17 protein-coding genes are annotated in these 20015 nt (G+C 65.4%); 9 read left to right on the top strand and 8 right to left on the bottom strand.

Annotation, left to right across the window (positions count from 1 at the left end; genetic code table 11):
* Positions 1-3: 3 nt before the first annotated feature.
* Genes TP2_RS16105 through TP2_RS16085 form a run of 5 tightly spaced genes read right to left on the bottom strand, consistent with a single transcriptional unit; the run spans position 4 to position 6356 of the window.
* Positions 4-1302 (bottom strand): lipopolysaccharide biosynthesis protein, encoded by a 1299-nt coding sequence (locus TP2_RS16105; protein WP_038079608.1) that lies wholly within the window; start codon positions 1300-1302, stop codon positions 4-6.
* The gene (locus TP2_RS16100; RefSeq protein ID WP_038079607.1) at positions 1299-2129 is read right to left on the bottom strand and encodes a sulfotransferase family 2 domain-containing protein; all 831 of its coding nucleotides are present in this window, start codon (positions 2127-2129) and stop codon (positions 1299-1301) included. Before TP2_RS16100 ends, TP2_RS16105 begins: the two co-directional genes overlap by 4 nt.
* On the bottom strand, positions 2126-3469 hold the full coding sequence (locus TP2_RS18710) for a hypothetical protein (RefSeq protein ID WP_038079605.1): 1344 nt from the start codon (positions 3467-3469) through the stop codon (positions 2126-2128). Before TP2_RS18710 ends, TP2_RS16100 begins: the two co-directional genes overlap by 4 nt.
* Positions 3466-5736, bottom strand: a complete 2271-nt coding sequence (locus TP2_RS16090) for a GumC family protein (protein ID WP_038079602.1) — start codon at positions 5734-5736, stop codon at positions 3466-3468. The genes TP2_RS18710 and TP2_RS16090 overlap by 4 nt, the downstream gene beginning before the upstream one ends.
* Positions 5733-6356, bottom strand: coding sequence for a sugar transferase (locus TP2_RS16085; RefSeq protein ID WP_169739550.1), 624 nt, complete (start codon positions 6354-6356; stop codon positions 5733-5735). Before TP2_RS16085 ends, TP2_RS16090 begins: the two co-directional genes overlap by 4 nt.
* A gap of 322 nt (positions 6357-6678) precedes the next feature.
* Here TP2_RS16085 and TP2_RS16080 point away from each other — a divergent pair, with 322 nt between their 5' ends.
* Complete coding sequence (locus TP2_RS16080) at positions 6679-7776, top strand: glycosyltransferase family 4 protein (protein ID WP_038079598.1); 1098 nt, start codon at positions 6679-6681, stop codon at positions 7774-7776.
* On the top strand, positions 7773-8654 hold the full coding sequence (locus TP2_RS16075; RefSeq protein WP_038079597.1) for a sulfotransferase: 882 nt from the start codon (positions 7773-7775) through the stop codon (positions 8652-8654). Before TP2_RS16080 ends, TP2_RS16075 begins: the two co-directional genes overlap by 4 nt.
* Here the strand turns inward: TP2_RS16075 and TP2_RS16070 are convergent.
* Entirely contained in the window at positions 8637-9866 is a 1230-nt protein-coding gene (locus TP2_RS16070) for a glycosyltransferase family 4 protein (protein WP_051692752.1), read from the bottom strand. The two genes, TP2_RS16075 and TP2_RS16070, sit on opposite strands and share 18 nt — an antisense overlap.
* A 151-nt stretch (positions 9867-10017) precedes the next feature.
* Between TP2_RS16070 and TP2_RS16065 the strand changes: the two genes are divergently transcribed.
* Positions 10018-11121 carry a glycosyltransferase family 4 protein gene (locus TP2_RS16065; protein WP_038079596.1) on the top strand — a complete coding sequence of 368 codons (1104 nt, stop codon included), beginning with the start codon at positions 10018-10020 and terminating at the stop codon, positions 11119-11121.
* Entirely contained in the window at positions 11118-12593 is a 1476-nt protein-coding gene (locus TP2_RS16060; protein ID WP_038079594.1) for a hypothetical protein, read from the top strand. The genes TP2_RS16065 and TP2_RS16060 overlap by 4 nt, the downstream gene beginning before the upstream one ends.
* Positions 12594-12596: 3 nt before the next feature.
* Here the strand turns inward: TP2_RS16060 and TP2_RS16055 are convergent, their stop codons facing one another.
* Positions 12597-13361 carry a DeoR/GlpR family DNA-binding transcription regulator gene (locus TP2_RS16055; protein ID WP_038079593.1) on the bottom strand — a complete coding sequence of 255 codons (765 nt, stop codon included), beginning with the start codon at positions 13359-13361 and terminating at the stop codon, positions 12597-12599.
* Positions 13362-13718: 357 nt separating this feature from the next.
* Between TP2_RS16055 and TP2_RS16050 the strand changes: the two genes are divergently transcribed.
* The 5 genes from TP2_RS16050 to TP2_RS16030 all read left to right on the top strand — a co-directional run bounded on the left by TP2_RS16050 (position 13719) and on the right by TP2_RS16030 (position 19446).
* On the top strand, positions 13719-14993 hold the full coding sequence (locus tag TP2_RS16050) for an imelysin family protein (RefSeq protein WP_038079591.1): 1275 nt from the start codon (positions 13719-13721) through the stop codon (positions 14991-14993).
* 59 nt (positions 14994-15052) lie between these two features.
* Positions 15053-16612: a di-heme oxidoreductase family protein gene (locus TP2_RS16045; protein ID WP_051692751.1), complete on the top strand. Its 1560-nt coding sequence runs from the start codon at positions 15053-15055 to the stop codon at positions 16610-16612.
* Entirely contained in the window at positions 16612-17592 is a 981-nt protein-coding gene (locus tag TP2_RS16040; protein ID WP_038079589.1) for an imelysin family protein, read from the top strand. Before TP2_RS16045 ends, TP2_RS16040 begins: the two co-directional genes overlap by 1 nt.
* 4 nt (positions 17593-17596) lie before the next feature.
* Complete coding sequence (locus TP2_RS16035) at positions 17597-18673, top strand: DUF1513 domain-containing protein (protein WP_038079588.1); 1077 nt, start codon at positions 17597-17599, stop codon at positions 18671-18673.
* Positions 18674-18756: 83 nt separating this feature from the next.
* The gene (locus TP2_RS16030) at positions 18757-19446 is read left to right on the top strand and encodes a DUF2927 domain-containing protein (protein WP_038079587.1); all 690 of its coding nucleotides are present in this window, start codon (positions 18757-18759) and stop codon (positions 19444-19446) included.
* Positions 19447-19579: 133 nt separating this feature from the next.
* On the opposite strand, the gene TP2_RS16025 is transcribed toward TP2_RS16030, so the two are convergent.
* A complete protein-coding gene (locus TP2_RS16025) occupies positions 19580-19891 on the bottom strand; it encodes an ETC complex I subunit (RefSeq protein ID WP_038079586.1) in 312 nt (103 codons plus the stop codon).
* Positions 19892-20015: the final 124 nt, after the last annotated feature.

Genomic DNA, 20015 nt, shown 5'->3' with positions numbered 1-20015 from the left:
CCGTCAGACCCTCTTGGCGCGGGAGATCAGCAGGCGGCAGGCGCCCCAGGACATCACAAGGCTCACTGCGCTGGAGGCAAGAAACGCCACGCCACCGCCCAGCGCGCCATGCGTGGGTACGAGCGCCAGTGCGACCGCAAGCCCGGCGAGGAAGCTTGCCCCCGCGACCGCAACCCGCCAACCGAAAGCATGAAGCGCGGTGATCGCGGTGTTGAGCGTGGCCGCGACCAGCGCGAGACCTGACGCACCCACGATCACCGTGAACAGCTCCCGATCGGCATAGTCCGGGCCGAAGACCAGCCCCAGAAGCGGTGCGCCGATGACCCATGCCACCGCAAGCGCCCCGAGCCCGAGCCCGCCTGAAAACAGCATCATCTTACGTGTCAGGGACTGGAAGGCCGCCATCCGCCCCTCGCGCGCACAGCGGCGCAAACGGGCGGCTGCCGCGCCGGCCATCGCGTTCGAGACCATGGACATCAGCGTATGGGCATAGGCCAGCGCTCCGAAAAGCCCCACCGCGCCAAGCCCCGCGTAATGTTCGAGCATCACCGGCGGGATCGAGCCCACCGCCCGCATCAGCCACAGCGCGAAGCCCATCGGCAGCACCCAGAGCGTCAGCGCCCAGATCCGACGCAGCGTCGTCTGGCGCAAGATGGCGAGCGGGATCTCCATCCCGAGCCGCGCGAGCAGGCGCGTATCGACGAGCCAATAGCTCGCAAACCACAAGGCCGCCTCGCAAAAAAGGGCCAAGGGCAGATCGCGGCTCCACCAGAAGGCCAGCGCAAAGGCTGCCAGCCCCGCCGTGGCGCGGGTAAAGATCGAGGCCGCGACATAATCGAGCCGCTCGGCGCGCTGGAAGATCGCCTGATTGAGCGCCGCCTGCGCACCGAAGAACCGGACCAGCGCCACCCCGGCGACCGAGGCGATCACCAGCCAGCCCCGATCGGGATAGATCAACGCCACGGTCAACATCGAGGCCACAAGCGCAATCAGCCCTCCGGCAAAGCGCAGCCCGACGTAATCCGCGCGGGTAAACCGGTCGAAATCATCGACCGTCATCACCGTCTTGGCGCCCATCGAGGTAAAGAAGAACAGCGGCGTGACCAGTGCCGTCGCCAGCGTCAGCGCACCGACATCCGAGACCGAGCCGAGCCGCGCGGTGATGGCGATGATCAGAAACTGGGTGATCGCGTAATAGCCGCGCCCCACCATTGCGTAGACGATATTGCGCCGCAAGGAGAGCTGGGCAACGGGGGAAGACGAAACAGGGGCGGACACGCCCGCTCCGGGAAGATCGGTCATGGCGCCGCCTCCCAGACCGCGAGATCGGGGGCGCACAGCGCGCGCACGCGCGCCAGTTGCGCCTCGCTGAGTTCGGAGACCCGCAGCCCCGGGCGCGCACCGCCCGCGCGGTTCTCATGGCCGATGCGCACCCGCAGGCCAAGCTCGCGCCGGATCGCATTGGTAAAGCCCTTCTGATCATCAAGCCGTCCCACCACGGCAAAACGCGACAGCCCCGTGATCGCCTTGTCGATCGAGCTATCCGCGCGCAGATCCGCCTCCTTGGGCAGGCCCGAGAAGAACTCGACATAGCTCGCCCCAAGCCGCGCCGCGCGGGGCGTCTCGAGAAAGGCATCGAACTCCTCGCGGATCTCGGCATGGGCGCCACTGCGGCCGTGGCTCCAGGCGTAATGAGACAGGAAACGCGAGACCGGCTCACGCAGGATGGTGATGAACTTGTACTGCTCGGCAAAGCGCTCATAGGCGGCTTCCGAAAAGCGCACATGGGCCGAGATGCAGCGCGTGTCGGCGAACATCAGGTAGAGCAGCATCTGCTCGCGCAGGTCGAGCACATCGACGAGCATCCGCTCGGTATCACCTTGGCCCATGAAGGCCTCGAACGCGCGGTAACTTGCCTCGGGCAGAACCGTTCCCTGGCTCAGGATACAGCGTTTGCGCAAAGCGCGGCCAACCGAGGTGCCGCCGCATTTGGGCACGTGATGGAAGACGAAACGTTGCGGAATGGCGCGGTCGAGCACACGTTCGCGCAGGCTGCGCAACCGGCCCACCGCGCCGCCGCTCTGGCGATGCCAGTCCGCGCGCTGGCTTTGCGACAGATCCGAGCTCATGCGAAGGCCTCCTGCGCGATCGGGTAGCTCTCCCTGCGCGCAACCGGGCGGCGCGCCTGCGCATTGGCCAGCACCATCGCGAAGAAGCCGGTGATCGAGATCCACTCGGGATAGCCCGGATGGCCCGCATCGCCCGCGATCCAGACCCGGAAGAAGGCCAAGACCGGCAGCATCGCCACCCATTCGGCGCGCACCGGCAAGAGCCAATAGCCGCGCTGGGTCGCGATCCGCGCCACGAAATGCCCCCAGAGCCCGAGCATCGCGCCATAGGTGAGCAGCACCAGCAGAAAGGCCAACAACCCGCCATGCAGCCACGCCCCGAGAAAGAGGTTATGCACCAGAAGCCCATTGATCTCGTGTAGTCCTGAGCCCGCGAATACATGACGCTCGATCCCAGAAAGCGCGAAGGAGAACTGTGCGAAACGTCCTCCGGTCGAGGCATCCTCGAAGGTGAAGCGGCTTTCGATCAGATCCGTCGCGGCCGAGCCGTTGAGCAGCATCATCGCGCCGAGCGAAAGCGCAAGCGCGCCGAGCATGAGTTTCAGGATCAGTCGGTTGGCACTGTGGCGCGGGCGGCGCAGCGTGGCGATGATCGACGCCCCCGGCAAAATCAGCGCCGCGATCAGTAGCACGGAGCGGGTGTTCAGGAGCAAGAGGATCACCAGCGTGATCAGGGTCACGATCCGCCCCCACCCGTCGCGCGCAGCACTCTCATGGCCCGCGCGATAGAGGATGAGCCCGATCAAAAGCCCCCCCGAGACCGCGTTCTTGAGCGAGGCAGGCACCTCACCCTGATCGCCGCTCGCGGATTGGAAGATCGCGCGCAGGAACTTGTAGATGACGAAATTCAGATCGCCCGAGAGAAAGCGGGTCACCGCGTCGAGCCAACTCATCCCCAACTGGCGCGCGTGGATCTCGGCGATCAGCACGAAACCTGCCAGAGCCGCGAAACCACCCCGGCGCAAGAGCCGCGCCTCCCCCCCGCACAGCAAAAGCGCGGTGGCGATGGTCCCGGCACAGGTCAGAAAGAAAAGCTGGCGCAGGATGATCCCGTTATCGGGCAGCCCCGCGAGATGAAGCTTCAGGACGAAAAGGTAGACGAGATAAGGCACGAGCCAGAGCGTCACCGCAGGGATCAAGGCGCTGGCAGACAGCAGCGCGCGTCGGAGATGCAGCAACAGCACCCCGCCAAGCGCGATGCTCAGCGCGTAAGGTAGCGTCAGATCGAACCCGCCGAGGCTCGCCAGCGGGATCCATGTCAGCGGCAGCCCCGCCAGCGCCAGCACGAGCGCCCAGCCGATCAGACGCATGCGCAGGCCGTCAGGGCGCGCGGCGCTCATACCGTCTCCTGCTTGCGCGCGTTCGCGATCGCGTTTGCGGTGGTCGGGGTTACCCGGCGGGCCTGGGTCGAGACCGCGCGGATCGCGGTCGAGGTATAGACCCCGCCAAGGCTCCAGCGCCCGGCCGGATCCTGCGGCGGCACACCCGTCACGATCACCCCGGCCAGTTTCTGGCGCGGCAATTGGCGGATCGCGGCGCGCATCACGTCACGCGAGGTCCGCCCGACCCGCATCACGACGCCCACGGCCGAACATTCGCGCGCGAGGATTCGGCAATCCGCGAGATTGGCCACCGGCGGGCCATCGACCACGACGAGATCATATTCCGCCGCCGCCGACCGCAGGAAGGCCCGCAGATGCGGCGTTTCGAGATAGCCCGAGGGTTGGCGCCCATGAAGCGCGCCCGCCGGCATCACCTCGAGCGAGCCGCCATCCGGCGCCTCGATATCGGGCAGCCAGTTCTGTCCGCGCAAGATCTCGCACAGGCCGGGACTGTCTTCCATGTCGTAAAGCGCCGTGAGGCCCGCGAAGCGCAGATCGGCATCGACGACCAGCACGCGCTTGCCCGCAGCACTTGCCGCCTCGCCCAGCGAGGCCGCGACGGTGGTCTTGCCGACATTATCCTCGGCCGAGGTGATCAGCACCACCGGCGCACCGGTTCCCGAGCGCATCTCATGCGCGCTGGCCATCAGGCTCTGGCGCAGCACCGAGACGGTCTCGCTGAAATCCGAGAAGGGTTCGCGACGGATGATGTCCGGACCGGACTGGCGTTCGCTCAGCAAAGGCAAAGCCGAGAGGACGCGCAGGTCGAGCTGGCTCTCGACCTCTTCGATCGAGGCAAAGCCACGGCCCAAAGCGCTGCGGATGAGCGCCGTGATCAGGACCAGCGCGACCCCGCCCAGAAACCCGAGGATCATGAAGACCTTGGTCGGCGGGTAGTAGGGCTCCAGCGGCAGCGAGGCGGCACTGACGATCTGCGTGCCGCTTGTGTCGAAGCTTTGCAGCTCGCTCGCAAGTCCCGCATTGTTCAGATAGCGCTCATACCGGGTGCGATAGGCATCGACGATCCGTTCCAGCTCGCGCAGCTTGAGCGCATCGCGACTCTCCTGCCCGGTCTCGCCCCCCGCCCGCGCCAGCGCCTCCGACAGAAGCCGCGTCCGGCTTTCCAGCGCCTCCGTCTCATTGGCCAGCACCTGTGCAATGCGCCCGATCTCGTCGCGGCGCTGCTGTTCGACCGCCGCGATCTGGCGCTGGATCTGGCTCAGGCGGGGATTGTCCTCGCGACCGATCCGCGCCGCATCCTCGGCGCGCAGCTCCAATTGCATCTGCGTTTCGCGCAAAGCCTGGATAATCGGCGATGCCTGCACTTCGGGAAGGCTCGCGGGATCACCACCACCCGCAAGTACCTGTTGCGCCTGTCCGAGCGAGGCGCGTTTCTGCGCCAGATCTGCGCGCGAGCGGATCAGCTCGCCATTGAGCTCGGTCAGTTGCTGACCGCTCAGCCCCGTGCCCTGCGCGTCTCCGATCAGGTTGTTCTCGATCCGGTACGCCGTCGCAGCGCGTTCGGCCTCGGAGAGCTTGTCGCGCAGTTCGGCCGCGCGCGCGTCAATCCAGTCGCTCAGCCCCCGGGCCTCGGCCTCTCGCTGATCCGCTCGCAGCGAGATGTAACTCTGCGCCAAGGTCTTCGCGATGCGCTGCGCCAGACGCGGCGACGTGGCGCTGGCACGGATCGTGACGACATTGGTCTCGCCCTCGCGATCCACGCTGACCAGATCCGACAGCGTGTTCACTGCCGAGATCATCCGCCGTTCTTCTTCCGAGGCTGCAGGGGTCGACGGTGCGGAGGTGGGCACCAGGGATTTCACCCAAGCGATCCCCTGCCGCATCAGGCTCGGCGGTTGCGGCTGGAAAGAGGGTTCATCGAGCAGACCGGCCGTCTCGACCACCTTGCGCAGCATATCGTCGGAGGAAAGCAGCAACACCTGCCCCTCGACATAGCCCGCATCGACCCCACCGGCTCCACCCTGTTCAACTTCGATCGGGCTCGAAACGGGGCGTTCGATCATCAGTTGCGTGCTCGAGCGATAGAGCTTGTCGACACGCTGCGCCATCACCAGCCCCAGCGCGGCAAAGACCAGCCCGGTCAGCGCCATCGCCCAGATATTGCGCCGCAAAAGCGTCGCTGCGGCACGCAGCACCTCGGCCAGCTCCGGATCGCGATAGGGATCGCGCCCGCCATCGGGCGAGAAGGCGGGGAGATGTTTCAACTGCCCGACCTCCGAAACACCACTTCCGCGGTCTGGAGCATGAGTTTCAGATCGGTGAAGAGCCGGATCTTGCGGACATAGGCCACGTCCATCTCGACGCGCTCGGAAAACAGCGTCGTGCCGCGACCATGGACCTGCCAGAGCCCGGTCACGCCTGGCCGCACCGACAGATAGGCCGGAAGGTAGCGGCCATAGCGCGCAAGCTCGCGATCGGTGACGGGGCGCGGCCCGACCATGCTCATATCGCCCCGCAAAACATTGAAAAGCTGCGGCAATTCATCAAGGCTGGTCTTGCGCAGAAAAAGCCCGATCCGGGTCACGCGCGGATCGTCGAGCAACTTTTGCGCACCGGCCCATTCCTCGGCCGCTGCCGGATCGGTGCGCAGTACGAAGCGCAATACGCGCGAGGAATCCTTGCGCATCGTGCGAAACTTGTAACAGCGAAACGAGAGGCCGTCGCGCCCGACCCGGCGATGCGCGAAGACCGGCGTGCCGCCAGTCAGCATCAGCCTGAGCATGATCGCAACCATCAGCGGCGCGGTCAGGATCAGAAGGATTGCGGCACAGGTAATATCGACAGGACGTTTGCCGAAGCGCTCGTAGACGGAACCGCGCGGCATGGCCTCCTGGCCACGCCCTGAGAAGTCGATAAAATCGACTTGGTACGATTGATCTTGCATGTTCTCCCACCCCCAGAAAGGAGGCCGGCGATCTGCCCCTTACAGCTAAAGCCGGCATCACATTTCTGACACAATTCCGTCAGAAAGTCAGTGGAATGTTCTTCACAATCGAGCTCTGTCCGCGCGAGCCGAACAATTTGATCATTTTTTCAGCATTGTAAGCCGTGCACAAACAGAGGCTTATCGAGAGTGCACAAAATCAAGCAACTCCCATCGCTTAGGTATAATTCTGCCGAGAGCAATCGCTGAAAGGTTGAGCAATTTGCCCGAATCGTCCCATCGAAAACGCATCCTGAGCCTTTGCGAGACTGCTCTGGGCGGCGTCGGGCGGTATCAGGACAGCCTGCGCGCGCTTGCCCCGCACGGCTATGATCTGAGCATCGTCATGCCCGAAGAAGATGCCCGCATCCTGTCGGACCGCGCGGGGGTGATCGGGTTCCGGCGCGGCGGGCGCAGCCTTGGAGCACTCGTCCAGTTCTTGCGCGCTTTCCGTGCCGCGCGGCGTGAGATCAGCCCCGACATCTATATCTTCAACAGCACCTTCTCGCTGCTGGCGCTGGCGGCCTTGCGTGCGATGGGCGACCGCAGCCCCGCGCTCTATTGTGCCCATGCCTGGGCGATCAGCAATTACGACCCCGGATCACCGAAGGGGCGGGTCGTGCGCGCGATCGAGGGGTGGCTGAGCGGGCTCGCGGATCTGGTGGTGAATGTCTCGCAAGGCGATCTCGCGCTCGCGCGGCGCTATGGCTATCGCGGGCGGCAGGTCGTGGTCGAGAATGCCGTGGCCGATCGCGAGGCCGACATGCCCCCTGCCCCTTTCGACCGCGGCTGCGAAGACGAAATCCATCTGCTCTTTGTCGGACGGTTCGATTACCAGAAGGGTCTCGACATCCTGCTGCCAGCTTTTGCCCGCGCCCGGGCCGCAACGCCCCATCTGCATCTGCACCTCGTGGGCGGGCCGGTGCGCGGTGGCGCGATGCCTGATCTGCCCGAGGGCGTGACGATGCATGGCTGGCAGCCGCCCGAGGCGCTCGACGGGTATTATGCAGCGGCCGATGGGTTGATTGTTCCCTCGCGCTGGGAGGGGTTGCCGCTGATCGTGCCAGAGGCGCTGCGCAACGGCACGCCGGTTCTCGTTTCCGATCGAAGCGACATGGGCGCGCTGGTGATCCCAGGCGAGACCGGACTGGTTTTCGCGCTTGACCCGGACGCGCTGAGCGGGGCGCTCAGCGCGCTGAGCCGCCCTGCCCTGCAAGCGATGCGTGGCCCAGCGCGCGAAAGCTACGAACGCCGTTTCACGCTGGACCGCTTCGCCCGAGACATGGCGGGGCATCTGGCGGAACTGGAGGCACGGCGATGAGTGTGCCGATCCTCTTTCTTGCCGGGGTGCCGAAGGCGGGCACCTCGTCGCTTTTCAGCTGGCTTGCGGATCACCCGCAGGTGCAAGGCTCGCGCGAGAAGGAGAGCTGCTTCTTCGCCGATCCCGACAGCCACGTCTTCCGCCCGACGTTTAACGCCGGTCAGGGGATCGAACGGCTGGAAGAGGCCTTTGCGCCCACCAACGGTGACCCCCGGCTACGCGTCGAGGGCACGCCCAGCACAATCTATTCGCGCACCGCGCTGGCAATGATCCCAGAACTGCCCGAGGCGCGCGCGCTCTTCGTGCTGCGCGAACCGGCAAGCCAGATCCGCTCGCTTTATGATTACTTCCGCGACAACTGGGACTTCATCCCCGCCGAAATGGGTTTTCCCGACTATCTCGCGGCGCTCAGCGCGGGCGGTCAGAGCTTCGGCGGCAATGAACTTGCGGCGGATGCGCTGACCTGCGCCGATTACCTTCCCTGGCTGGAGCGCTGGCGCGACCGGCTGGGCCCTGCACGGATGAAGGTCGTGACCTTCGACCGGCTGCGTAGCGATCCCGCCGGTCTGGTGACGGAGATCGCAACCTGGTGCGAGATCGACCCGGAGTTTTATGCCGATTACGCTTTCCCGGTCGAAAACGAGAGCTACACGCCGCGCAATCGCGCCCTGCAACGGCTCAACATCGCGGTGCGGGGCGCATTGCCAAAGGGACGGCTCTATTCGGCGGCGCGCGGGCTCTATCGCAAACTCAACACCCGCCCGCCCGAGCGGGACAGCGATGCCGCGCTGATGGCGGATCTGCGTCGGGAGTTCGCGGAGAGGAACGCGCGGCTGGCCGAGGCGTTCGGCCTCGATCTCTCAGGCTGGGCGCCCTAGAATCTCCTCGCAGATCGCAAGGAGGCTTTCGACATGGCGCGCGGGTGAAACCGCCTCGGCAAGGGTCTTGCTGTCGAAGGGCCCGATCCGCTGCACCCGGCCCAGCGCCTCGGCCAGTGCCTGCGCATCGGGACGGTCATAAATCACCCCGTTCACCCCATCCTCGACGACCTCATGGGCAGCACTCCAGCGCCCCGTTACCACCGGCACGCCTCGCAGCAGCGCTTCGATCGGAACCAGCGGCTGACATTCATACCAGAGGCTCGGAAAGACGACGGCGCGGGCGCGTCCGAGATGCTCCTGCACCTCGTCAGGCGTGACCCAGCCGGTGATCTCGGCCTGCGGGTTGATCTCGCGGATCCGCGCAGCCTCGGGCCCATCGCCCACGAAGACCGCGTGCAACCCGGCAGTCTTCGCAGCCTCGGCAAAGATCGCACCGCCCTTCTCTGGCGAGAGCCGTCCGACGAAGACGAAGGCATCATTGGCGGCGGCCTCCACCGGCGGCGCATCGCTTGCCACCGGGTTCGGCAAATGATGGAGCCGCGCGGCTTGTGGCAAATACGGTGCCATCGCAGTGCGCTGCGTTTCGGAGATATAGGCGATATCGCGCAACCCTCCTGGCAGATGCCCCGGCCCACGCGCCAAGACCTGCCGCGCCACCCTCCAGCCCTTGTGCAGCGCATGACGCGCATCGCAATTGCGGCTCAGGCAGGCCGCACCCAGCGGTTTGCGCGTGCAGATCTCGCCCGCGCGGTAGTCGTAGAAGCCGCCATTGGGACAGGCGAGGAAATATTCGTGCATCGTGTAGAGGCAGCGTAGCCCACCCGCCGTCAGCACCGGCCCGATCGCCGGCGAGAGCGCCTTGGCCCAGCCGTGGCACAAGATCACCGTGCGCGCGCGATCGTGGCGCGCGATCTCGGCCCGCAAGGCCCGCGCCGCAGACCGGTTCCACAAGCCCGAAAGCATCGCGCGCATTCGGCTCGGATTATCGAGCAACGTATGCTGGCCAAGGCAGGTCACGCGGATCTTGGGATGCGAGAGCAAAGGACTCACCGGCCCGGTCGCCGCAAAGAACGTCACTTCCAGCCCCGCGCCCGCCAGAAGCCGCGCCGTGTCGATTGCGACTTTCGCCTGCCCCCCGGTCACATCGGCGAAATCGCTCACGATCAGGACATGCGAAAGCCGTGGACTGTTTCGCTCTGCTCTCTCCACGCCCGCTCCTTTGCGCCCTGTCCGCAATTCGGTAACAATATCATTCCTTTCTCATACGCCAACTTGACGGATCGCGCGAGCGCGGAGCAGGGTATTGCCACACAGCGTCCGATGGGGACGGACGCGGCGCCCCGATGGGGCAAGGGATTTGATGGCGCAGACGCATCTTCTTTTCGTGGCCAATGGGGTGCTCGGCTGGGCGACCTATGCGCGCCAGCTCGAAGCCGCCTTGCGCGGGCGCGACGACCTGCGCGCAACCGTGCTGCACCGTGCGCCGTCGCGCTTTGCCATGCAGCTCGCACGCCGCCATGCCGACGGGACGCTCGGGCGCGCCTTGCGGCCTTTCGATCCGATCGCGATGCATCAGGGGGCGCTGGGGCGCGATATCCGGGCAGCCATCGCACAGCATCGCCCCGATATCATCCATGTCGCCGCCCATTGGCCGGCCGGCGCGATCCCCGTGGGCGATATTCCCGTGACGCTCGCCCTCGACACGACCCGCCCGGCGCTGACCCGCGACCTGCCCTTGCCGGGATGGAGCCCGGCCGAGATCGAGACCGAGGCGAAGCTGTGCCGCAGGGCTGCACATCTGTTCCCGATGAGCCGCTGGGCAGCGGAGTCACTGCGTGAGGATTTCGGGATCGCGCCCGACAGGATCACGATCCAGCCGCCCTCGCTCGACCCCGGCCAATGGCCGCCCCCTGCGGGCGGTGCGCTCAATGCAGTGCCGCAGGTCCTCTTCGTGGGCAACAATCTGAGCCGCAAAGGCGCCTATCGCCTCGCCGACTGGGTCTCGGGACCACTGGCGGGGCGTTGCCATCTGCATATCGTCTCGGGAGACAAGGCGGCACCGCCCAATGGCCCGGATATCACCTTCCACGGCGCCCTGCCGCATAAGCAGCTGATGCAGGAGCTGTTGCCGCGAATGGACCTCTTCTGCCTGCCGACCCGGCTCGACATGTCGCCTTTCGTGCTGATCGAGGCGGCGGCGGCGGGCTTGCCAGTGGTGGCCAGCGCGCTTGGCGGCATCCCCGATCTGGTCGAGGAGGGGGTGACCGGACGGCTTGTCGCCGCCGAGGACGATGCGGGCTTTGTCGCGGCGCTCTCGGCACTGATCGACGATCCCGCCCTGCGGGCCCGGATGGGCGCGGCTGCGCGCGCGCAAGCCGCGCAGCGCTTTGATGGGAAACGCAATTTCGACGCGCTGATCGACCGGCTGATCACGCTCGGTCAGGAAGGGAAGGTCGCGGCATGACGCAAACCACCCTGCCCCGCGCCGCGCTCGAGACCCGGATCGACGAATTTCTGGCGCGCCAGATCGACCCCGCTCTGACCGAGTTGCCGCTGAAAACCTTCGTCCCGACGCCGAGCTGGAACCGCTTCGATCTCGGCTTCAAACTCTTGTGGCTCGACGGGCGACGCACAGGCGGCTCGCCCTTCGCAGACCGGCTCTATGAAGACCACATCGCCGCGTTCTCGCTAGGGGACATGATCGAGCCCGGCAGCGACGGCAAGGCGGGCATCACCCGTTTTCGCGACGATTTCGAAGCGTTGATGGCGAGCATGGAAAGGGGCGGCTTCGACCCGAAGCGCAGCCTCGTGCCGCTTGCCTTAGACGGCAGCTTGCTCAATGCGGGCCACCGCGCCGCCTGTGCCATCGCCCTCGGCGAGACGGTCACGGCGGTCGAGACAGGGCTGGAGCCGAAGATTTTCGATTACCGGTTTTTTGCGGGGCGCGGCATGGATGCGGCCGATCTCGACGCGGCCGCGATCCGCATGGTCGAGGCGATGCCGCATGCCGCGGTTGCGCTCCTGTGGCCTGCCGCCAAGGGGCGCGAGCGCGAGGTCGAACAGGCGATCGGCCCGCTCATTTATCGCCGCGCCTTGCAGATATCGCTCAAGGCGGGCCACACGCTGCTCTCGCGCGTCTATCCGAACGAGCCGTGGCTTGGCCCGGCCGAAGACAACTTCCCCGGCATCCGGCGCAAGTTGATGGAATGTTTCTCCGGTCCCGGCCCGCTGCGTGTGCTCATTTTCGACGCTCCACCCGAGCGCGACCGGGTCGCGCTGAAAGACGAGATCCGCGCGCTCTACAAGATTGCGAAAAGCTCGGTTCATATCACCGACACCCATGCAGAAGCGGTGGAGCTGGCGCATCTTCTGCTCAATCCGAATGCGCGGCATTTCCTCGAATATGGGGAGCCGATGGCCTTTCCAGAGACCCGCCGCCATCTCGAAACGCTTGCGCACTGGCGCGATACGCGGGGTTTGGCCCCCGAGGCGTTTGCCGTGGATACCGGCATGGTGATGGGGCTTTACGGGCTGCGTCCGCCCTCCGATATCGACGTGATTTCCGCCGCGCCGCTACCCGAGGCGCCAGCGGGCAGCGCGATCGAACGGCACGACGGCGGCCATCACAGCGCGCCGCCCGCCGAGATACTGCGCGATCCCGCGCTGCATTTTCGCTATGCTGGGCTGAGTTTCGTCAGCCTGCCGGAAGTTGCCGCCTTGAAGACGCACCGTCTCGCCGGGCAGGATCGCGAGGATCTGCTGCGGATCGAGCCGTTGCTCGCCGCACAAAACACCGGTGCCCCACGCCGCCCCGGAGCACTGCGCGCCCGCTTCGCCCTGCTGAGATTGCGGCGCAGCGTGATCCGCGCGCTCATGGGCACCGGGCTCGGCCAACCGCTGCGCAGGGTCTACCGCAAGACGCTCCGGCGCGGGTGAGGATCACGGCCCGACGACGGTGACCTCGGTCTCTGCCTCGGCGCAAAGCTGTGCGAGATCGCCCGGCAGGGGCGCGTCGATGAACACCCGGTCAAGTTCGCTCAGCGAGGCCAGCCGCACCGGAGCCGAGCGTGCGAGCTTCGACGCATCAGTCACGAGGAATTTCGTGCGCGCCTGGCGCAGGATCGTGCGGCTCACACGCACCTCGGCCAGATCGTAGTCGAGAAGGTCGCCATCCGCATCGAGACCCGAAGCCCCGATCACCGCGAAATCGACCTTGAACTCGCGAATGAAATCCGCCGTCAGATCGCCCACCAATCCGCCATCCGAGCGCCGCAGATTGCCGCCCGCGACAAGGATTTCGCAACTCTCATTGGCCAGAAGAATATTGGCGACGTTGATGTTGTTGGTGACCACGGTGATGTTGCGATGGCCCAGCAATTCGCGCGCAACCGCCTCGGTCGTTGTACCGAGATTGAGAATGATCGAGCTGTTGTCGGGGATCGCCTGCGCACAGGCCCGCCCGATCGCGGCCTTTGCGGCCTCGTTCATCCGGCGGCGCTCCTCATAGGCGAAATTCACGACGCCGGTGCGGATCACCGCGCCGCCATGCACCCGCTCCAGGTGACCCGCATCGGCCAGATCGGTGAGGTCGCGCCGGATCGTCTGCAAGGAGACGTTGAAACGCTCGGCCAGCGCCTCGACCCCGACGCGCCCCTCGTTGCGCGCGATCTCGAGAATCTCGCTCTGTCGAAAATTCAGTGCCATCGCCCCTCCGTCCCTTCCTTGCTGCCACAGCTTCGTCACCCTGTCATCCGACAGTTTCGCCAAACATCCAAAAGAGCTCCTTTGCTGCGTGTTAAGGCGCGAATTTGATCGTTTTACGACGAAAGCTGCATCGGCTCGCTGTTTCTCACGTCACCCGAAAGAAATTCTCTCCGCGCTGGAAAACCCCGGTTGACATATCCGAGTGATTCAATCAGGTATTCCCTCATCCTCCCAGTCACCCGGCATTTGCGCCTCGGGAAGCCCGGAGACACGGATATCGGCCAGAGCGGTTCGGTACCCTGTCCGGGTACCCGATCCTTTTCGGCCGAAACAGACGCGCGAAAGGACAGTGACCCGATGATGAAACGTTTTATGGCAACGACTTGCCTTGCCCTTTGCCTCTCTCCCGCAATGGTCCGGGCCGAGGCTTCGATCAGCCGAGCGGCAGTGCTCGACACCTATGCCGATATCGCCGAAGCCAAATACGCCGACAGCCTCGCCACCGCCCGCGCCCTGCAGGCGGCGGTCGATGCGCTGATCGCGACCCCCTCCCCCGAGACGCTCGATGCGGCGAAAACCGCTTGGCTTGCCGCTCGCGTCCCCTACCAGCAAACCGAGGTGTACCGTTTCGGCAATGCCATCGTCGATGACTGGGAAGGCAAGGTGAATGCCTGGCCGCTCGACGAGGGGCTGATCGACTATGTCGACGCCTCTTATGGCGGCCCGAGCGATGCGAACGAACTGGCTGCGCTGAACGTGATCGCGAACCCGCAGATCACCATCGCAGGTCAGCAGGTCGACGCGACCGAGATCACCCCCGAGCTGATCGGAGAGACGCTCAACGAGGCGGACGGGATCGAGACCAATGTCGCGCGCGGCTATCACGCGATCGAGTTTCTCCTTTGGGGGCAGGATCTCAATGGCACCGGCCCCGGCGCGGGCGCGCGCCCCTATACCGATTACGTTCGCGGCGCGGGATGTACGGGTGGCAACTGCGACCGCCGCGCGGCCTATCTGAAAGCGGCGACCGACCTGCTGCTGGCCGATCTTGAAGAAATGGCCGCGAACTGGGCCGAGGGCGGCGAGGCGCGCCAGTCTGTGATGGCCGATGAAGGCGCGGGCCTTGTCGCGATCCTGACCGGCATGGGCAGCCTGTCCTATGGCGAACAGGCAGGCGAGCGGATGCGTCTCGGCTTGATGCTGAACGACCCCGAGGAAGAACACGACTGCTTCTCCGACAACACCCATAACAGCCACTATTACGACGGGCTGGGCATCCAGAACGTCTATCTGGGCCGCTACGAGCGCGTGGACGGTACGGTGATCGAGGGGCCGTCGCTGTCGGATCTGGTCGCAGCACAGAATGCCGAGCTGGATGCCGAGATGCGCGGCAAGCTCAACGCCACGATGGACGCGCTCGGTGCGATCAAGACCGCCGCCGAAGATGGTTTCGCCTATGACATGATGCTGGCCGCAGGCAATGCCGAAGGCGAGGCGCTGATCATGGGCGGCGTGAACGGGCTGATCGATCAGACCCGCTCGATCGAACGTGTTGTGCGGACGCTGGAGCTGGATCAGATCGCCTTCGAGGGGTCGGACAGTCTCGACAACCCCAACGCCGTTTTCCAGTAAAACCAATGCGGTGCGATGTGAAGTTCATGTCGCACCGCGCAATTTCCGAATAGCAAGCGATGCCCCCCTCACGCCCAGCCAAACTCACCCGCCTCCGTCCGTGCAGCGCCCTCGTGGCGGCGAGCCTCTGCGCCGGCCCGGCGGCGGCCCTGACCCTCGACGATCCGCATCTCGCAGTGATTGCGCGCACGCCCGAAGAGGCCGCGCGCATCGAGGCCGTCACCGCCCCCACGCGCGATTTCTCCAAGCCCGAGCGCTTCGAGGAAATGCCTGCAGGGGCCGCGACCGTACGCGCGCGGCGCAATGCCGATGCCTTCTCGCAGCCATCGGGCAATATCGACTTCGCGCGCGAGCTGGATTTCAAGGTCGGCAACGGGCTCTTCCGCAAGATCTGGGTCGAGGCCCCCGCCTCCACGCGCGCATCCGACGGGCTGGGCACGCTTTATAACGCGCGGGGCTGCCAGAATTGCCATATCAAGGATGGGCGCGGCCACCCCCCCGAGGGGCCGGACGACACCGCCGTGTCGATGTTCCTGCGCGTCTCCGTGCCTGGCGATCGGGCCGATCTGGACGCGCAGATGGCCGAAATCGAGGATTACATCGCGACCAAACCCGATCCGACCTATGGCGGGCAATTGCAGGATTTCGCAACGACCGGTCATGCAGCGGAATACCGGCTCGATGTGCGCTATGAAGAGGTCGAACTGGCGCTGTCCGAGGGCGAAACCGCAACGCTTCTCAAACCCTTCTATAGCGCGGCCGATCTCGGCTACGGCCCCTTGGCCGAAGGCGCGATGCTCTCGCCGCGCGTGGCGCCGCAGATGATCGGGCTAGGCTTGCTTGAAGCGATCCCGACGGCCGACATTCTCGCGCTGGCCGATCCCGACGATCGCGATGGCGACGGGATCTCGGGGCGGCCCAATATCGTATGGTCGCTCGAGCATGAGCGCCCGATGCTCGGCCGGTTCGGGTTGAAGGCGGGCGAGCCGACTGTGAAGCAGCAATCGGCGGGGGCCTTCTCGTCCGATATGGGCATTTCCTCGCCGCTCTTTCCCGACCCTTGGGGCGATTGCACCGGGGCGCAGGCTGCGTGCCGTGCCGCGATCCACGGCGGCGATCCGGAAGAGGATGGCTTCGAGATCGACGCGGAAGGGCTTGATCTCGTGAGTTTTTACAGTCGAAACCTCGCCGTTCCCGCGCGCCGCAACACGGGCGACCCAGACGTTCTGCGCGGCAAGCAGGTCTTCTACGAGACCGGCTGCACAGCCTGCCACAATCCGAAATTCGTCACCCACCGGCTTGATGACCAGCCCGAGCAGAGCTTCCAACTGATCTGGCCCTATACCGATCTGCTGCTGCACGACATGGGCGAAGGTCTGGCCGACAACCGCCCCGAGGGACGCGCGACGGGACGCGAATGGCGCACACCGCCGCTTTGGGGAATTGGCATGACCGAGACCGTCAGCGGCCACACCCGTTTCCTGCATGACGGGCGCGCGCGCGGCCTGCTTGAAGCCGTGCTCTGGCATGGTGGCGAAGCGGAGGCCGCGAAAACCCGGGTGATCGAGATGCCGAAAGCCGATCGCGACGCCCTGATCAAATTCCTGGAGAGCCTGTGATGCGCCTGCCTGCCCTTTTGCTATCCCTGACGCTTGCAGTACCCGCTTATGGCGGTGTCTCCGAGGCGCTTGAGCAAGATATCTTGCCGGGATTTGCCCACTTCGCGCAGAGCGCGCAGACGCTTGCCGAGACAGCCGAGGCCGACTGCACCGCGCCTGCCGTCCGACCCGCTTATAACGCTGCCTTCGATGCATGGCTTGGCGTGGGCGACTTGCGAATAGGCCCATCCGAGACGGCGGCGCTGTCGATCGCCTTCTGGCCCGACGATCGCGGCTTCACGCAGCGCACCGTGACGAAGATGGTCGCGCAGGAAGATCCGGTGGTCGACGACCCTGCGCGCTTTGCCGAGGCCTCGATCGCGGCCAAGGGGCTCTTCGCACTGGAGATGCTCCTCTACGACCCGGCCTTCCTGGGCTATGATGCGCAAAGCTACAGCTGCCGCTATGTGCGGGCCGCGAGTGCCGAACTGGCGCGTCAGGCGCGGACGCTCGCCGCCGATTGGGAGGCGTTCGCCGGGGTCCTGAAAACCGCCGGAGCACCAGAGAACGCGACCTACATGAGCGATGACGAGGCGATCCGCGCGCTCTACACGCAGCTTCTCTCGGGGCTCGAATTCACCGCGGACAGCCGGCTCGGGCGCCCGCTGGGTACCTTCGACAAACCACGGCCCAAGCTTGCCGAGGCCCGTCGTTCCGGTCGCAGCCTGCGCAATGTGCTCCTGTCGGCAGAGGCTGCCGAGCGGCTTGCCCATGCGCTTGTCGATCATGATCTGCCGGAGGTGGACGCCGCGTCGGACAACATCAAGAAAGCCGCGCAGTCGATTGATAAAAAAGACTTCTCGGACGTGGGTAACCCGCAGTCCCGACTCCGCGTGGAAATCCTTCAGCAACAGGTGCAGGCGATGCGCCGTGCAGTCGAGACCGAGATCGGCACCGCGCTTGGCCTCTCGGCCGGCTTCAACTCGCAAGACGGAGACTGATCCCATGACAACCCGCCGTTTCTTCCTCGCCGGTCTTCTCGCCGCCTCGGCCGCGCCAAACCTGAGCTGGGCTGCCGCCGGTGACCCCGCCTACATCGCCGCCGCGAAAACTCCCGATGGGGGCTTCGCGCTTTTCGGTCTCGATCCCGAGGGCGCGACGCTGTTTCAACTGCCCCTGCCCGCGCGCGGACATGCGGGCGCTGGCCATCCGACCCGCGCCGAGGCCGTGGCCTTTGCGCGCCGACCGGGCCATTTCGCGCTGGTGATCGATTGCGTGGGCGGCGCGGTGATCCGCACGCTCACGCCGCCCGAAGGGCGCCAGTTCAACGGCCACGGCGTCTATGTCGAGAATGGCGCGCGGCTCCTTACGGTCGAGCAGATGGCTGATTCCAGCGCGGGCGTGATCGGGATCTGGGATGTCGAGGCGGGCTATCTGCGCGTGGGTGAGTTTTCGACCCACGGAATCGGCCCCCATGACCTGCGACTGATGGCGGACGAGCGCACGCTGGTCGCGGCCAATGGCGGGATCGCGACCGATCCCAGCGATCGCGCGAAGCTGAACATCGACACGATGCGACCCAACCTGAGCTATTTCGATCTCGACGGACGGCTCCTAGAGACGGTCGAGCTGGAACCGGAGCTTTGGCAGAACTCGATCCGTCACCTCGCGCTCGGTCCGGACGGGCAAGTCGGTTTCGCGATGCAATGGGAAGGCGCGCCGGATGCGGCCACGCCCCTTCTGGGTCTGCACCGGCGCGGAGAGGCCCCGGTGCTCGCCTCCGCCCCGCTCGCCGATGAGCTGGCGATGAAGGGCTATGCCGGCTCCATCGCGTTTTCCGGCGACGGCTCCGAGATCGCGATCAGCTCACCGCGCGGCGGGCGGCTGCATCGCTTCGCCCCCGATGGCCGCTTTCTCGGTGCGGTCTCGCGCGCGGATGTATGCGGGCTTGCGGCCCATCCGGCAGGCTATCTGGCCAGCGACGGCCTGGGCGGACTGATCGCGGTAGGCGCACAAGGGGCACGACCGCTCGGGCGGCAGGACTGCGCCTGGGACAATCACATCGTGTCGCTTCGCAGCTGAGGGCAGCCATTCAAATTGCTTGACGCATCTGAGCGTGGGGGCGCAACCTGACAGCATCGCTTCACCGCGTCCGGAAATCTGCCATGCGCCACGCTCTCACTTTCGCCGCCATTATCACAGCGCTGAGCGCCGCACCGCTTTTCGCCGAAGGGCTCGTACGCTGCGCGGGAAAGTTGAGCGATCGCGATTTCTATCGAGCCGTTGCCTGCGAAGCGAAACCGGGAGGCGCGTGCAAATTGCCGACGCGCAAATGGTTTGCTCCGAAACGCAGGAACCTGACCGTCGCGATCAAATTCATCTCGCCACGTTTCCCCGATCGGTCGCGGCGCGAAATCCATAACGCGCTCCTCGCGGCCACGCATGAGATCAACGCCGTCGGGGCCGATCTCCGGCTGAGCTATGTCACGGGCACACGCGCCGATATCGAGATCTTCCTCAGCGCCACCGCAACGGGCGGCATCGTGCGCGATACGGGCGACCGGAACGTTGACGGCACCAATATGGAAACAGGCAGCGTCGCGCGCGTCACCTTCTTCTGGCAAACCCATAGCGGTCAGATTACGGACGCAGACATCGTTTTCAGCAAGGATATCCTGTCGCGCGACATCCGTTCGGTCGTGCTTGAGGAACTCACGCAAAGCCTCGGATTCTCGACCGATATCGTGAACCCGTATTACACGAAACGTTCGATTTTTTCCGAGGATGGGAATGTCGTCACGACCCTGCGCGGGCAGGATGCAATGGCTCTGCGTACACATTACCCGTTGCGCTGACGGAATAGCGCAAGCACGGCGGGGCTGGGGCCACGCTCAGCGCCTTTCGAAGTAGGTAGAGCTTAAATAAGCGAGAGCGCTCGGCCCCCAATGGCTTATCCGGCTCGCATCGGCCAGAGAATGGCCGACTGCCTCAGTGCGTCCAGTTCGCGCGCCGGTCGGTGGCGAAGTTTTCGCCATAGCCGCGCGGGCGGATATTGGCGGAGCGCTTGTGCGGTTCGGTCACGATGTAGTCGATGCCCTTTTCCTTGGCATAGGACTCGGCTGCCTCGCGGCTCTCGAAACGCAGACGCACCTGGGTCTGGGTATCGTCAGAGCTCGTCCACCCCATCAGAGGGTCAATCTCGCGCGCGTCAGCGGGAACGTAATCGAGATACCAGAACTTGGTTTTCGCGGTGCCCGACTGCATGGCGTTGCGGGCGGGTTGGTAGATGCGCGCGCGCATGGACAAACTCCTCAGCGATGCTTCTCTTTCCTCTTAGAGCATCAGAAGCAAATCGCAAGCCTTCAAGCCATCAGAAACGGCGCGCAATCCGTAGCAGCCCCGTTCAGAGCAAAGGATTCTGCCG

The organism is Thioclava pacifica DSM 10166 (genome assembly GCF_000714535.1).
In the GTDB taxonomy this organism is placed as follows: domain Bacteria; phylum Pseudomonadota; class Alphaproteobacteria; order Rhodobacterales; family Rhodobacteraceae; genus Thioclava; species Thioclava pacifica.
This window is presented reverse-complemented; position numbering and strand designations above follow the sequence as displayed.